The sequence below is a fragment of the Clostridium budayi genome (genome assembly GCF_055396605.1).
In genome coordinates this window covers 2245506-2259219 of sequence record NZ_AP042456.1, presented here as the reverse complement: position 1 = coordinate 2259219, position 13714 = coordinate 2245506, and the positions used below count along the sequence as shown (strand labels likewise).

The following is a 13714-nucleotide window of genomic DNA, read 5'->3' as shown; positions in this document are numbered from 1 at the left end:
AGAAAGACAATTTTAGGAGCTGATAAATTGAAGAAAGTTATAATAGCAGAGAAACCATCTGTAGCTAAAAATATTGCTGATGCTTTTAAAATAAAGACAAGAAGAGATGGGTATTTTGAAGGCGAGGAATACTTAGTTACTTGGGCTTTTGGACATTTACTACAACTTTATGATGCTAAAGATTATGATGAGAATATGAGAAGTTGGAAACTTAATAAATTTCCATTTATACCATCAGAATTTAAGTACAAAATCAAAGTAGATAGTAAAAACAGAAGTATTACAGATAAAGGTGCACAAAAACAGTTAAATATAATAAAATCATTAATTGATAGAGATGATGTAGATTCTATTATATCAGCTACTGACTTTGATAGAGAAGGTCAAGTAATTGCAGATGAAATATTTTTATATTTTAATGAGAAAAAGCCTGTATATAGATTACTACTTAATGAATGGACACAAACTGAAGTAAAAAAAGGTATGGATAACTTAAAAAATAATAGTGAGATGAAATCACTTCAAGATGCGGGAATAGGAAGACAATGGGCAGATTGGATAATTGGAATTAATTTAACGTCTGTTGCAACTATAAAATATAATTTTAATGATGATAAAATTTTAAATATAGGAAGAGTTTTGCTTCCTACATTAAAAATTATTTATGATAGAGATAAAGAAATAGAAAACTTTAAAGCAACAACTTATTATAAATTGGCTTGTAAGTTTAAAACAAAAAATAATGATGAGTATGATGGGTTATATTACGAAAATGACTCAGAAAAATTTGAAAACAGGGATGTATTGAAAAACATAAGTAAAAAGCTACAAGGAAAGACCGCTGAGATTGTTGATAAACAAACTGAGAAAAAGAAAGAATATCCTCCATTTTTATTTAATCTTTCAAATCTTCAAGGATATGTAACTAGTAAATATAAAGGATGGACATCAGACAAGGTATTAAAAGTAGCACAAAGTCTTTATGAAAAGAAATTTATAACATATCCTAGAACAGGAAGTATAGCACTTGAAGAGAGTTTAGTAGATAGAACAAAAAAAGTTCTAGAAACACTAAAAAAAGGCTTACCATATGAAGATCAAATAAAATTTACAAAAAGTAAAAGGGTATTTGATAATTCAAAAGTTGAAAGCCATAGTGCTATAGTTCCAACATATATAAAACCTACTAAATTAAGTGTAGATGAAAAAGTAGTTTACGAAGCAATAAAAAATAGATTTATAATGCAATTTATGAAAGTTGCTGAATTTGAAGAAACTAAAATAACACACAAAGTATATGATGAAGAAATAAAAGGTATTTTTATTTCAAAAGGTAAGGTTCAATTAGAAGAAGGTTGGAGAGTTGTTGAAAAAATAGAAAGTAAAGATACTATACTTCCAATGGTTGAGCTTAAAGAGGTAGTAGATGTTACTTCTAATAAGATAAATTCAGTAACAAAAAAACCACCAAAGAAACATACTGAAAAAACTCTTTTAAGGGTTATGGAAACTTGCGGTAAAAGTTTTAAAGATGAGGAAGATAGTAGTGAAATGATGGAATCTATATTAAGTGGATTTAGTATAGGTACACCGGCTACCCGTGCAGAGACAATTAAGAAACTTATTGATGTTGGATATATTGAGACAAAAGGAAAGAGTTTAACTTGTACAGAACTTGGTAGAACAATAGTTGAAATCTTCCCAGCAAAAGAACTTCTTGATTTGGAATATACAGGAAGACTTGAAAAAACATTATCTGATATAGAAAAAGGTAAGGTTAAAAAAGAGGAATTTTTAAATCTTATAAAAGATTTTACAGTAGATAGTGTTAATCTTATAAAAAATGATACATCAATGCTTAGTAAGTTTAAAGTAGAATTACCTGAAGATGTAGAAGAAATAGGTAAGTGTCCACAGTGTGGTAATCCAGTTATTGAAGGTGAAAAAGGCTTTGGATGTTCTAACTGGAAAAATGGATGCAAATATACTATTTGGAAAGATGATAAATACATAACTTCATTTGGGAAAACTGTATCTAAAGAAATGGTATCATTACTTTTAAAGAATGGAAAAGTTGGATTTAGAAATTTAAAAAGTAAAAAAGGAAATGTTTTTTCAGCATATTTTAGATATGAAAAAGATGAAAAAACAGGATACTTTAATTGGAAAATAGAGTTTATTAAGTAGGAAGTTATATAATTTATATTAACTTATATAATAAAGTTTCAAAACTAATAAAAAAGTCTAAAAATATTTTAATAAATATTTTTAGACTTTTTTTAACTTAATTAAAGACAGTATTTATATAATATAATTAATGGAATATTAAATTATATACAAACATTGCTATATTAAAGGCAAGTGGTGCAACAAATACTGTCATCATACCAGCTATACCTATTGAAAGTGAACTCATAGCACCTTCAGTTTCGCCAAGTTCAAGTGCTTTAGTAGTTCCAACAGCATGTGATGCTGTACCAAGTGAAATACCGATTGCAATTCTATTTCTTATTCTAAATATTCTACATATAGTTGGTCCAATTATTGCACCAATTATTCCAGATAAAATAATTGCAAGAACAGTAACTGGTACAATACCATTAAATTGTTCACTTATTGCAATACCAATTGGTGTTGTAACTGATTTTGGTATTAGTGAAACTATCATAGGTACATTAAGTCCAATAATATGTGATAAGAATATTATTGAGAAAATTCCAATTAAAGTACCACAAAATATTCCGATAAATATTGCTATTGCATTTTTCTTTAAAAGTTCAATTTGTTTATAAAGTGGAACTGCAAGAACTACAGTTGCAGGTCCTAAGAACATGTTAATAAATTGAGCTCCTTTATTGTATACATCAAAATCAATATGAAATGCTGTTAAAAATGCTATTACTATTATTATAGCAACAAGTAAAGGATTAAATATTGGTATATTTGTTTTTTTACTTATTAATAATCCAATCTCAAAAGCTACAAGAGAAAGAACTATGCTAAAAAGTATATTATTAGTTATTAGACTCACTTTCTTCAGTTCCTTTCTTATCTTTATTTAATAAATTAACAATGAATTGTACAATTAATCCAGTAGAAGCAATAATAATTGCAGTAGTTATAATACATACTATTATTATTTGAATAATGTTAGCTTTTATTATTCCAAATGAGTTCATTAAGCTTACTCCTGCAGGTAAGAAGAAGAAGGCTAAATGATCTAAAAAGAAATTTGCTATAGTTTCTACTTGACTAACTTTTATTACTTTAGTGCAAAGTGCTAATAAAAGTAATAAGAGACCTATTATATTTCCTGGTATCGGTATATGCGTTAAGGAGACTATGACTTCTCCTACTAAGTATATTCCAAATATTATGAGTGCTTCTCTAAATAATTTCAAGTTAATCTCTCCTTAGTAACATTAGTACCATATTAATGTATCACTTTAATACAATTAAGTAAACAGAGTGTTATAAAAAGAAACCAGTAGATCTATAAAGAGATGAATTCTTTAAATCTACTGGTCATGCCAATGTAAATGTTATCGTTAAAATTTGTATTAATGAAAAATGAATATAATATTAATTAATTTTTTACAAAGTGACTCTCAAGAATAGCTACTAATTTATACATTATAAAAGCTATTAGAGAAAGTATAACGATACTCATCATTACCATATTAAGTTGAGAAATTTGTCCTCCATAAACTATTAAGAAACCAAGGCCTTCTCTTGCAACTAAGAATTCTCCCATAATTACACCAACCCAAGAAAGACCCACATTTATTTTAAGTGCTGAAATTAAAACTGGAATTGTATATGGGAATATTAAATACCTAAGAATTTGGAACTTAGATGCTTGGAATGTCTTCATAAGAAGTAATTTTTCTTTATCAACTTCATTAAATCCTGTTAGAACGCTTATTATTGTAGTAACTATTGAAATTAAAAGAGCAATTACAATTATAGCTGATGTTCCATTTCCAACCCAGAATATTATTATTGGTGCAAGTGCAACTTTAGGAAGTGCATTTAGAACAACTAAATATGGGTCTAAAACTTTTGATGTAAAAGGGAACCACCAAAGTATTACAGCAATTAAAGAACCAAGAATTGTTCCAAGTAAGAAACCAAGTACAGTCTCATAGCAAGTAACTGCAATATGGGTCAAAAGAGTGCCTTCATTTATAAATTGAACTAATGAATCAAATATTCTACTAGGCGAGGAAGTTAAAAATGGGTCAATTAATTTATATGAAGCTGCAACTTCCCATAAAATAATAAATGCAACTAGTATAAACAATCTAAAGAAGGCAAGCTTAACTTTATCATGCTTTAGTTTTTTTAAGTAAAGTGAATGTTCATTACTCATCATAATTATCAAGCTCCTTCCATAATAAATCAAAATACTCCTTAAATTCACCTTCAGTTCTTCTCTTAAAAGGAGTTATATTTTTTGCTTTAAATTCTATGTCAAATTCTTTCCTTATAATAGCTGGTCTTCTAGAGAGAACTAAAATTCTATTTGAAGTTGATATTGCCTCACTTATATCGTGAGTAACCATAACAGCTGTTTTTCCTTCATGTTTAATTATTTCATATATTTCATCACAAACATTTAATCTTGTTTGATAATCTAGTGCAGAGAATGGTTCATCTAAAAATAGAACTTTTGGATCTAGTGCTAAAGTTCTAATTAAAGCAACTCTTTGACGCATACCACCAGATAATTCAGAAGGTTTATGATCCTTAAATTTACTTAAATCATAGTTAGCTAAAAGAGTTTCTACTCGATTTATACTTTCATCATTTAACAACCCTTTAATTTTTAATCCAAGGGTTACATTATTCCAAACAGAATTCCATTCAAATAGGTGATCTTTTTGGAACATATAGCCTATTTTATCTAAGTTTTGTTCAATTGGAGTGTCATTATATGTGATAGTTCCACTTGATGGATGTATAAGTCCACTCATAATATTTAATAAGGTTGATTTACCACAGCCAGAAGGTCCAAGTATACTTAAAAAATCTTTTTCATTTACAGAAAAATTAATATCTTTTAAAGCTTTCGTTTCACCTTTTAGTGAATGATAATTCATAGATATATTATTAATATTTAGTAAAGCCAAATTAATTTCACCACCTTGAATTTATAGTATGTAAAAAATAATATGTAGGGGCCTTTAGAAGGTAGCCCCTAAATATTAGTATTAATTATCTTTTCCTTCTGATAATATTTTTTCTGAAAAATCAGTATTTACTATCTTATTAAACTCAGGTCTCTTTTCTATAAGGGATTTATCATAGTCAGTAATTATATCCATTAGATGATTTAAGCCTTCTTCTGTAATTGTAGGATTATCGGCTAAAGCATCAATTTCTTTATAATTTTCAATAACTGATACTACTAAATCTTTATCAGTACCAGGGAAGAATGAAATTATAGAATCAGCAATTTCTTCTGCTGAATGATTTTTAAACCATTGTTGTCCTTTATAAATTGCACGAGTAAATTTCTCAATTACTTCAGGATTAGCATCTATATAAGATTTTGTTGCAAAGAATGAAGTATATGGCATTTCACCAGAAGATTCTCCAATAGATGCAACGATTTTACCAGTACCTTCTTTTTCAAGCATTGAAGCTGTTGGTTCAAATAAAGAAACATATTCACCAGTTCCCGCTTTAAATGCACCAGCTGTTGCAGTAAAATCTAAATTAGTTACCATATTTACATCTTTTTTAGGGTCTATATTATTTTTTTTCATTACATATTCTAAAGACATTTCAGGAACACCACCAGGTCTTCCTCCTATTATGTCTTTTCCTTTTAATGAACTCCATTTAAAGTCAGTTTCATCTTTACGACCAACTAAGAAAGAACCATCTCTTTTAGTAAGCCCTGCAAAAAGAACAGGGTAATCTTCTCTTCCTTGGTTATAAATATAAATAACTTGTTCAGGTCCACAAAAACCTATATCAGAGTTTTTAGATAAAACATTTTGCATAACTTTATCAGCACCTTGACCTGTTGATAAGTCAATGTTTAGTCCTTCCTCTTCAAAGAAGCCTTCATTTATAGAAATGTACATAGGAGCATAGAAAATAGAACGGACAACTTCATTAAGACGAACAGTTTTTAGTTCGGAATTATTACCACCATTTTTAGAACAGCCAGCAAAGCAAATTGAAAAAGCAAAAATAGCTGATAAAAATAATGCAATTTTAGATTTTTTCTTCATATTACAGTCCTTTCAATACAAAATAATTAATCATGATTTATAGTATGACAATATATCTTATAATGTTAAAATGAATCGATTAAAAAGAAAAAAGGTCTAAAATATTTAGGAAAACTAAATATTTTAGACCTTTTCTATTAATTTTGTGTAGATATCTTCTTATTATAATATATTTTTTTTAGTTTTAAGAAAGAGAATGTTAAAATAACAGTAATAATAACTATTATAAATTCAGATATAAGTAAATAAAAAATATTATCATATCGTGCAATTCCGCTATATATTAATGCATCACTTACCCCAGAGTGTAAAAGGTATAAAATTAATGAACTTCTACCTATAGGTGTAATTATTGTTTTTATATTTGGAACTAAGCCCAAAATAAGTGCACCTACTGTAAATGCAGCAATATAATGAAATGCTCTAATACATAATGGAAAAATTAAATTTGAATATTCATTATTAGAGTAACTTAAATATTCAAAGAATGATTCTATTTTTATATAAGGCGATAAAAAATATAATATAACTAAAATAGCAATAGATAAAGTTAAAAGCTTACCTAAATGTTTTTTTATAATATCAATATATTTTTTATCAAATGTCATACCAGCAATAAAAAATGGTAAAAAGAAAATTGTTCTAGATACACTTCCAAGAGAACCTATAGTATCATCAAATCCTATTAAAAGTGAAACAACAATTGAACCGATAAGCCATTTCTTATTGTTAGTTACATAATCAGATAACACATACCAACAAGTAAGTGATAAAAGATACCAAAGAGTCCATTTAGGGTAGAGTAACTCAAACTTATGACCTGTATTACCTAAAATATATCTATAAAAAATAGAATATGCTAATTGTGCAAAGAAATATATTTTAAAGGTTTCTTTTACTTTTTGGACTGTAGTTCTTCTACTTAATTTTGAAAAATAGCCTGATATAAATGTAAAAAGTGGCATATGAAAAACATATAAAAATAAAATAAAATAGTGAATATTTATATTTTGAGGATCAGCAAGTTCTAAAGAATTGCCGATAATAACACAAAGAATTAGAAATCCTTTAAGCGTATCAAAATAAAAATCTCTATGTTTAGCTTGTACTTCCATAAAAAACCTCCATCTCATCTACGTTAAAAATAATAGCATAAAAGAATTTAGAATACAATTTAAATCTATATAAGTAATATTATTATATGCATAAGAGAATTTATGTAGCATAGTAAAAGGGTTAAATTTTTGATATAATAACGATTATATGCTAAGGAGGATGAAAAATGATTAAGGCGGTTTTATTTGATTTAGACGGAACATTATTAGATACAAATGAACTTATTTATAAATCTTTTTATTATACTTTTAAAGAAGGATTAAATTTAGAGTTATCAAAAGATCAAATTACTAGTATGTTTGGTAAGCCTCTTCAAGATAGTTTTAAAGATTACGCAAAAGAGGAAGAAATAGATAATTTAATAAAGATGTATAGAGAATATAATGAAAGTTTACATGATAATATGTGTGATGCTTTTTTAGGTGTTAATGAGCTTTTAAATGAGCTTAAAAGAAGAAACATAAAAATAGGAATAGTTACATCAAAAAGGGATATACTTGCTAGAAGAGGAATGGAAATAGCAAATATAATAGATTATATGGATGTAATAGTTACTCCAGAATGTACAGATAAACATAAGCCAAATAGAGAACCAGCTATATATGCTTGTAATAAATTAAATATTAATCCTAAAGAAGTTATAATGATTGGGGATAGTCATTTTGATTTAATGTGCGGCAGGGATGCTGGATGTAAAACTTGTGGAGTTAAATATACTGCACTTGATATAAAAAGATTAGAAGAAGTAAATCCAGATTATTTTATAGATGAACCTATGGATTTATTAAATTTTATAAAATAGTAATGAAAGGTTATATATAATGAATATACAAATTTTTGGAACTAAAAAATGTTTTGATACAAAGAAAGCGGAAAGATACTTTAAAGAAAGAAATATAAAATATTCTTTTAGAGATATGAAAGAAAAGGGGATTTCTAAGGGAGAATTAAATAATATAAAGAATTCAGTATCATTAAATGAACTTATTAATGTAAAGGCTAATGGATATAAAAAGTCTAATTTAGATAAAATTAGAAGTAGTGAAATGAAACTTGAATTACTTTTAAAGGATCAAAGTTTAATAAATACGCCAATAGTTAGAAATGGAAAAGATGCGACTGTTGGATATAAACCAGAAGTATGGAAAGAGTGGGAGTAACAAAAGAATGGAAAAAAGAATTTTTAAAGGTAGCGTAGTTTTAAATCCAGTACCAGTAGTACTTATATCTTCAAAAAATAAAGAAGGAAAAGAAAATGTATTTACAGTAGGGTGGGCAGGAACTGTTTGTACTAGACCACCTATGTTATCAATATCAATAAGACCTGAAAGATTATCTTATGAATACATAAAAGAGAGCATGGAATTTGTAGTTAATATTCCTAGTGCTAAAATGACAAAGCAGGTAGATTACTGTGGAGTTAGAAGTGGAAGAAAAGTAGATAAAATTAAAGAAATGAATTTCACTATGAAAAAATGTGCTCATATAGACGCTTCATATATAGAAGAATGTCCAATAAATATTGAATGTAAGGTTAAAAGCATAACAGCCCTTGGAAGTCATGATATGTTTGTTGCAGAAGTTTTAGGATCTCATATAAATGAAGAGTTAATTGATGATAAAGGTAAGATACACTTTGAAAAAGGAGACCTTCTAGCATACTGTCATGGCGAATATTATAAGTTACCTAGAACTTCACTTGGTTCATTTGGATATTCTGTTATGAAAAAGAAAGTTCAAAAGAAAAAGAATAAAGAAAAAAACATAGATAAAAATACTCAAAAAAATAAATTAAAAAAGTCAAATAAATTTAAGAAAAAGTAGAGAATTTAAAATTCTCTACTTTTTTAGTACAAATTAATATCTTCTGTAGTTTCCGTAACGTCTCTTACGATAACGTCTTCTATTAATAGTTCTTATAAGGAATATTACTATTAAAACAATTATTACGATAGCTAAGACTATTCCAAGGTATGCAAATATATTAGCTTTTAATAATTGTCCTACTGATACACCAATAGTACCTTTTAATGTAGTGCTATAATTTTTAACATTAAGATTAAGATCTACATTTTTATGTGTTGCAACTGACCATGCATCATGGTTATCAGAATTAAAATCTATTTTATAATTCTTTTCATTAAATGAATTTTTATAAAGCATAACATCTTCTGATAACTTTACAGGTGCTTCAATTGTCTTTTCAGGTCCAAAGAACTTAAACATTTTATAGTTTAAAGTAACATTGTCAACTGAATCACCAGCAGATTTAATTACAGCAGGTTTTGCATTGTAGCTATAATCCATTATTTGATTCATGTCATTATATCTTGTTGTATCATTAGCACTTACAGCTGAATTTAATACAACACCTATTATTTCTCTTCCATCTCTGTTATAAACAGCAGCTAAACATTCACCAGCTTGATTAGTTGTACCAGTTTTACCTGCTTCATTTCCGTATTTACCTAAAGTTCTATTTCTGTTTTCTAGGTTTACAGTTTTTCCACCGATTGCTATAGTTGCATTTTTAGTTTCCATAACTTCTTTAACCCAAGGATTATTAAAAGCTGCTCTAGTAAGTAATGCTAAATCATATGCAGTTGTATAGTGATCAACGTTATGTAGACCATTTGGTGTTACAAAATGGCTATTTTTCATGCCTATTTCTTGAGCTTTTTTATTCATAAGATCTGCAAAGCTTTCAGCATTTCCAGCAACATGATCAGCTATCATATAAGCAGCATCATTTCCTGAGAACATTAATAATCCCTTCATTACATCATCAGCTGACATAGTGTCTCCAACTTTCATTGTAACTCCTGGCCAGTTTGAGTGTAGTGAATATTGAGGTTGAGCTTTTGCAGACTCAGTAAATTTAATAGTATCAGTTTTATGTGCATTTTCTGCAAAGATCATTGCAGTTAGTAATTTAGTTATACTTGCAGGATACGCTTTAGCATCTGCATTTTTTGAATATATAACTTCTCCAGTCTTTAAATCCATAGTAATAGCATATTTTGCTGTTATTGATGGTTCAGGCGTTTGTGTATCTGCATATGACTTCATAATTCCAAAAGGAGTTAATAAAGATATGACAAAAACAACGGCCATTGTTTTTAATAGTAATCCTTTCTTAGTAAACTTCATTTCTCCACCTCGTTTGTTTTTTGATATAAATAAATGGACTTGCCTAAAAAAAAGTATAACATCTAAAGCATTTAATAACAATAAACAATAGCTAAAAATAGCCATTTAAATTATTACAATATAATTAAATAAAAATTAATTTTGTAGGTAAACTATAAATAAGGAGGTGATAGTATCAAAACTATAAATAAAATATCAATAATAATTGCAATTATACTAACTATCACTACTGGTTGGACTTGTATTCCTGCAAAAAGCACCACTATCAAAAAAAATGTAGTATATCTAACATTTGATGATGGGCCATCTAGAGCAAATACTGCAAAAATTTTAAATGTCTTAAAAAAGAATAATGTAAAAGCAACATTTTTTGTTGTAGGACAAAATGTTGAAAATAACAAAGAAAATATAAGAAATTTAAAAAAATCTGGAATGGCCATTTACCCACACTGTAATATTCATGAGTATAACCAAATTTATAAAAGTTCAGACACATATTTTAAAGATTTAGAAGTTTGTCAAAACAAATTAAACAGAGTATTAAATCAAAATAAGAACTATAAATTTGTAAGGATGCCCGGAGGGTCAACAAATTTAGTTTGTAAAAAGGAAGTCTTAAATAATATAAAGAAAGGGCTTAAAAGTAAAAATATTATGTATGTGGACTGGAATATTGACTCAGGTGATGCATCAGCAGCAAAAGTATATAGTGAATCAATTAGGAATAATATAAAGAATAGTGCAGGAACGTATAAGATAGAAGTTGTACTTATGCATGATGCCGAAGGCAAGAAGAGTACAGCAGATACATTAGATAGTATAATACAAGAATACAAATTGCTAAATTATGAGTTTAAAACTTTAGATAACATAACAAATGAAGAAATTCAATATTTAGTAAACAGCAAAGTAATTAATAGGGAGTAAAAAAATACCTACAAAGAAGTTTTCTTTGTAGGTATTTTTTTATTTATCTTTATTTTCATATCTTTTTAATATGCATTCTTTCCCTTTAAGTTCAAAAGTATCATCTAGAGGTTCTAATGAAACTTCATCATATTTTTTTGAAAGGGCAAGTTCTAATAACTTATCTGCAAGTTCTGGGTTTTTAGAAAGTAGTGATCCGTGGAAGTAAGTACAGAATGTGTTTTTGTATATACATCCTTCATATCCATCTTGACCATTATTTCCATAACCTTCAATAACTTTTCCAAGAGGTTTTAAATCGTTTATGAAAGTTCTACCTGAATGATTTTCAAATCCAACATATGTTTGATTGAATTCTTCATTTTTTATTATAGTGTTTCCTATAAAACGAGTGTCTCCACCTTCTGTATAAATATTAAGTATACCTAATCCTTCAAGCTTTTCGCCATTTGGAGCTCTATAATAATTACCAAGAAGTTGATATCCACCACAGATAGCAAGTAGAACTTTAGAATCTTCTACATATCTTGTAAGTTCCTCTTTTTTATTATTTTTTAAATCATCTGAAACTATAGATTGTTCATAATCTTGACCACCGCCGAAGAATACTATATCAAAATCGTCAGCGTTAAAATCATCATTAATTGAAACATTATGAACATTAACATTTATATTACGGCTTTCAGCTCTAGATTTTAAAATCAATATATTTCCAACATCACCATAAACATTTAAAAGGTCTGGATATAGATGACAAATGTTTAATTCCATAGGTAAATCCTCCTTTTACCAAAGTTTTTCAATGTATCCTTTTGAGTGAAGATATTTTCTGTAGTTAATCATTGCAGTGTATGTTGCAAGGACATAAATATTATTATCATTACACTCTTTAATCTTTTCAGTTAATTTTTCATAATCTTCTTCTACTATGAATGTATCTTTATTAAGTCCAGCTGTCTTAAGTCTAACTGCCATATCATACATTCTCATACCTGAAACAAAAACATTGTTTATTGGTAAAGTCTTTAATTTTTCAAAATCAACATCCCAAATCCAAGATACATCTCTACCATCTGCATAGTTATCATTTAACATAAATAATGCAGAGAAAGGTTCTTTATTTAAGCAAAGAGTATCAAGTGCTTGGTTATATCCAGCTGGATTTTTAACAAGAATTATTTTGACATTTTTACCATCAATATTAATTGATTCTTGTCTACCAAAGCTAGAATCTTGCTTACCTAAAGATTTTGCAATTACTTCATCAGAAACTCCAAGTTCCTTTGAAATTGCATATGCACAAAGTCCATTGTAAATATTATAAACTCCAGATTGACTAATTGTTATATCAGCTCCATTTATTATAACTTCTGAAGAATCAGGAGTTATATTTACAATCTCATCTACAGCATATTTTAGATTAGGTCTTTTATATCCACAGCTAGGACAATAGAAGTCTCCTAAATGATTGTAAGTTATAAAATTATATTCATATGGAGATTTACAGAACTTACAGAACTTAGAGTCAGCGTTAACATCAAGTTTAGTATTTTCTTTAACTGGAATATTGAAGCCATAAAAATCTGTAGGATTTTTTAGATCAAGTTTTCCAAGCAATGATTCATCACCATTTAATACAAGTTTTGTATTAGGAGATTTAACAACACCTTCAAGAATCTTTGTAAGAGTAGTATAAACTTCTCCGTATCTATCAAGCTGATCTCTAAATAAATTAGTTACAGTAAGAAGTTCTGGACTTATGTATTCAGTAATGAACTTAACGTTTGCTTCATCGACTTCTATAACTGCATATTTAGAAGAATTTTTATCTGAGAATTTAAAGTTATCAATAAAACATGCAACTATACCTGGGAAAAGGTTAGCACCTGTGTTATTTGTAATTACTTTAAATCCATTTTCTTTTAGTATGTTTGTAATCATACTAGTAGTTGTTGTTTTTCCGTTAGTACCAGTTACTAAAATAACCTTATATCCTTTAGAAACAGTTTTTAAAATATTTCTATCTAATTTTAAAGCAACTCTTCCTGGGAAGGTACTACCCCCTTTTAAGAAATTTTTTGATATAAATAGTACTACTTTACTTGAAATAATACTAATAAATGATTTTATATTAATAGTACTCACCACCTTAAATTTTATCCTGTAAAAGTTAAAAAAATAAATATCTATCTTATATAAAGAAGGATTTTATTTTGGATTATAGACATTATTACATAAATAATAACTAGTATATCACAAAAATATATTACATCGAA

Annotated in this window: 14 protein-coding genes; 5 read left to right on the top strand and 9 right to left on the bottom strand. The window is 27.6% G+C overall.

Translation table 11 applies throughout. The features are described from left to right. The first annotated feature begins 27 nt into the window (after window positions 1-27). Window positions 28-2187 (top strand): type IA DNA topoisomerase, encoded by a 2160-nt coding sequence (locus ACZ5TJ_RS10830; protein ID WP_464199589.1) that lies wholly within the window; start codon window positions 28-30, stop codon window positions 2185-2187. 127 nt (window positions 2188-2314) lie between these two features. Here the strand turns inward: ACZ5TJ_RS10830 and ACZ5TJ_RS10825 are convergent, their stop codons facing one another. From ACZ5TJ_RS10825 to ACZ5TJ_RS10800, 6 genes are all read right to left on the bottom strand, one after another. Beyond that, window positions 2315-3031, bottom strand: coding sequence for an LrgB family protein (locus tag ACZ5TJ_RS10825; RefSeq protein ID WP_464199587.1), 717 nt, complete (start codon window positions 3029-3031; stop codon window positions 2315-2317). Continuing rightward, window positions 3015-3401 (bottom strand): CidA/LrgA family protein, encoded by a 387-nt coding sequence (locus tag ACZ5TJ_RS10820; RefSeq protein ID WP_464199585.1) that lies wholly within the window; start codon window positions 3399-3401, stop codon window positions 3015-3017. The genes ACZ5TJ_RS10825 and ACZ5TJ_RS10820 overlap by 17 nt, the downstream gene beginning before the upstream one ends. 185 nt (window positions 3402-3586) lie before the next feature. Further along, window positions 3587-4372 (bottom strand): ABC transporter permease, encoded by a 786-nt coding sequence (locus ACZ5TJ_RS10815; RefSeq protein ID WP_464202322.1) that lies wholly within the window; start codon window positions 4370-4372, stop codon window positions 3587-3589. After that, window positions 4365-5132: an ABC transporter ATP-binding protein gene (locus ACZ5TJ_RS10810; protein WP_464199583.1), complete on the bottom strand. Its 768-nt coding sequence runs from the start codon at window positions 5130-5132 to the stop codon at window positions 4365-4367. The genes ACZ5TJ_RS10815 and ACZ5TJ_RS10810 overlap by 8 nt, the downstream gene beginning before the upstream one ends. An 81-nt stretch (window positions 5133-5213) precedes the next feature. Further along, a complete protein-coding gene (locus ACZ5TJ_RS10805) occupies window positions 5214-6245 on the bottom strand; it encodes an ABC transporter substrate-binding protein (RefSeq protein ID WP_464199581.1) in 1032 nt (343 codons plus the stop codon). Between the two features lie 137 nt (window positions 6246-6382). After that, window positions 6383-7360, bottom strand: a complete 978-nt coding sequence (locus ACZ5TJ_RS10800) for an acyltransferase family protein (protein WP_464199579.1) — start codon at window positions 7358-7360, stop codon at window positions 6383-6385. Between the two features lie 167 nt (window positions 7361-7527). Here ACZ5TJ_RS10800 and ppaX point away from each other — a divergent pair, with 167 nt between their 5' ends. From ppaX to ACZ5TJ_RS10785, 3 genes are read left to right on the top strand one after another with little or no spacing between them, the layout of a single operon-like run. Next, window positions 7528-8163, top strand: coding sequence for a pyrophosphatase PpaX (gene ppaX / locus ACZ5TJ_RS10795; protein ID WP_464199577.1), 636 nt, complete (start codon window positions 7528-7530; stop codon window positions 8161-8163). Window positions 8164-8182: 19 nt separating this feature from the next. Beyond that, complete coding sequence (locus ACZ5TJ_RS10790) at window positions 8183-8521, top strand: arsenate reductase family protein (protein ID WP_464199575.1); 339 nt, start codon at window positions 8183-8185, stop codon at window positions 8519-8521. Window positions 8522-8528: 7 nt separating this feature from the next. Next, a complete protein-coding gene (locus ACZ5TJ_RS10785; protein ID WP_464199573.1) occupies window positions 8529-9185 on the top strand; it encodes a flavin reductase family protein in 657 nt (218 codons plus the stop codon). A gap of 33 nt (window positions 9186-9218) precedes the next feature. On the opposite strand, the gene ACZ5TJ_RS10780 is transcribed toward ACZ5TJ_RS10785, so the two are convergent. Beyond that, window positions 9219-10511 (bottom strand): D-alanyl-D-alanine carboxypeptidase family protein, encoded by a 1293-nt coding sequence (locus tag ACZ5TJ_RS10780; protein ID WP_464199571.1) that lies wholly within the window; start codon window positions 10509-10511, stop codon window positions 9219-9221. 174 nt (window positions 10512-10685) lie between these two features. On the opposite strand from ACZ5TJ_RS10780, the gene ACZ5TJ_RS10775 reads away from it, so the two are divergent. Next, the gene (locus tag ACZ5TJ_RS10775; protein WP_464202320.1) at window positions 10686-11438 is read left to right on the top strand and encodes a polysaccharide deacetylase family protein; all 753 of its coding nucleotides are present in this window, start codon (window positions 10686-10688) and stop codon (window positions 11436-11438) included. 39 nt (window positions 11439-11477) lie between these two features. Here the strand turns inward: ACZ5TJ_RS10775 and ACZ5TJ_RS10770 are convergent, their stop codons facing one another. Then, on the bottom strand, window positions 11478-12209 hold the full coding sequence (locus ACZ5TJ_RS10770; protein ID WP_464199569.1) for a type 1 glutamine amidotransferase: 732 nt from the start codon (window positions 12207-12209) through the stop codon (window positions 11478-11480). A gap of 15 nt (window positions 12210-12224) precedes the next feature. Continuing rightward, the gene (locus ACZ5TJ_RS10765; protein ID WP_464202319.1) at window positions 12225-13583 is read right to left on the bottom strand and encodes a MurT ligase domain-containing protein; all 1359 of its coding nucleotides are present in this window, start codon (window positions 13581-13583) and stop codon (window positions 12225-12227) included. Window positions 13584-13714 lie beyond the last annotated feature (131 nt).

What these genes read in the sequence shown, in the direction of transcription:
- ACZ5TJ_RS10815 (WP_464202322.1), bottom strand. Translation starts at nt 4,372, where the DNA reads ATGAGTAATGAACATTCACTTTACTTAAAAAAACTAAAGCATGATAAA.
- ACZ5TJ_RS10805 (WP_464199581.1), bottom strand. Translation starts at nt 6,245, where the DNA reads ATGAAGAAAAAATCTAAAATTGCATTATTTTTATCAGCTATTTTTGCT.
- ACZ5TJ_RS10800 (WP_464199579.1), bottom strand. Translation starts at nt 7,360, where the DNA reads ATGGAAGTACAAGCTAAACATAGAGATTTTTATTTTGATACGCTTAAA.
- ppaX (WP_464199577.1), top strand. Translation starts at nt 7,528, where the DNA reads ATGATTAAGGCGGTTTTATTTGATTTAGACGGAACATTATTAGATACA.
- ACZ5TJ_RS10790 (WP_464199575.1), top strand. Translation starts at nt 8,183, where the DNA reads ATGAATATACAAATTTTTGGAACTAAAAAATGTTTTGATACAAAGAAA.
- ACZ5TJ_RS10785 (WP_464199573.1), top strand. Translation starts at nt 8,529, where the DNA reads ATGGAAAAAAGAATTTTTAAAGGTAGCGTAGTTTTAAATCCAGTACCA.
- ACZ5TJ_RS10780 (WP_464199571.1), bottom strand. Translation starts at nt 10,511, where the DNA reads ATGAAGTTTACTAAGAAAGGATTACTATTAAAAACAATGGCCGTTGTT.
- ACZ5TJ_RS10770 (WP_464199569.1), bottom strand. Translation starts at nt 12,209, where the DNA reads ATGGAATTAAACATTTGTCATCTATATCCAGACCTTTTAAATGTTTAT.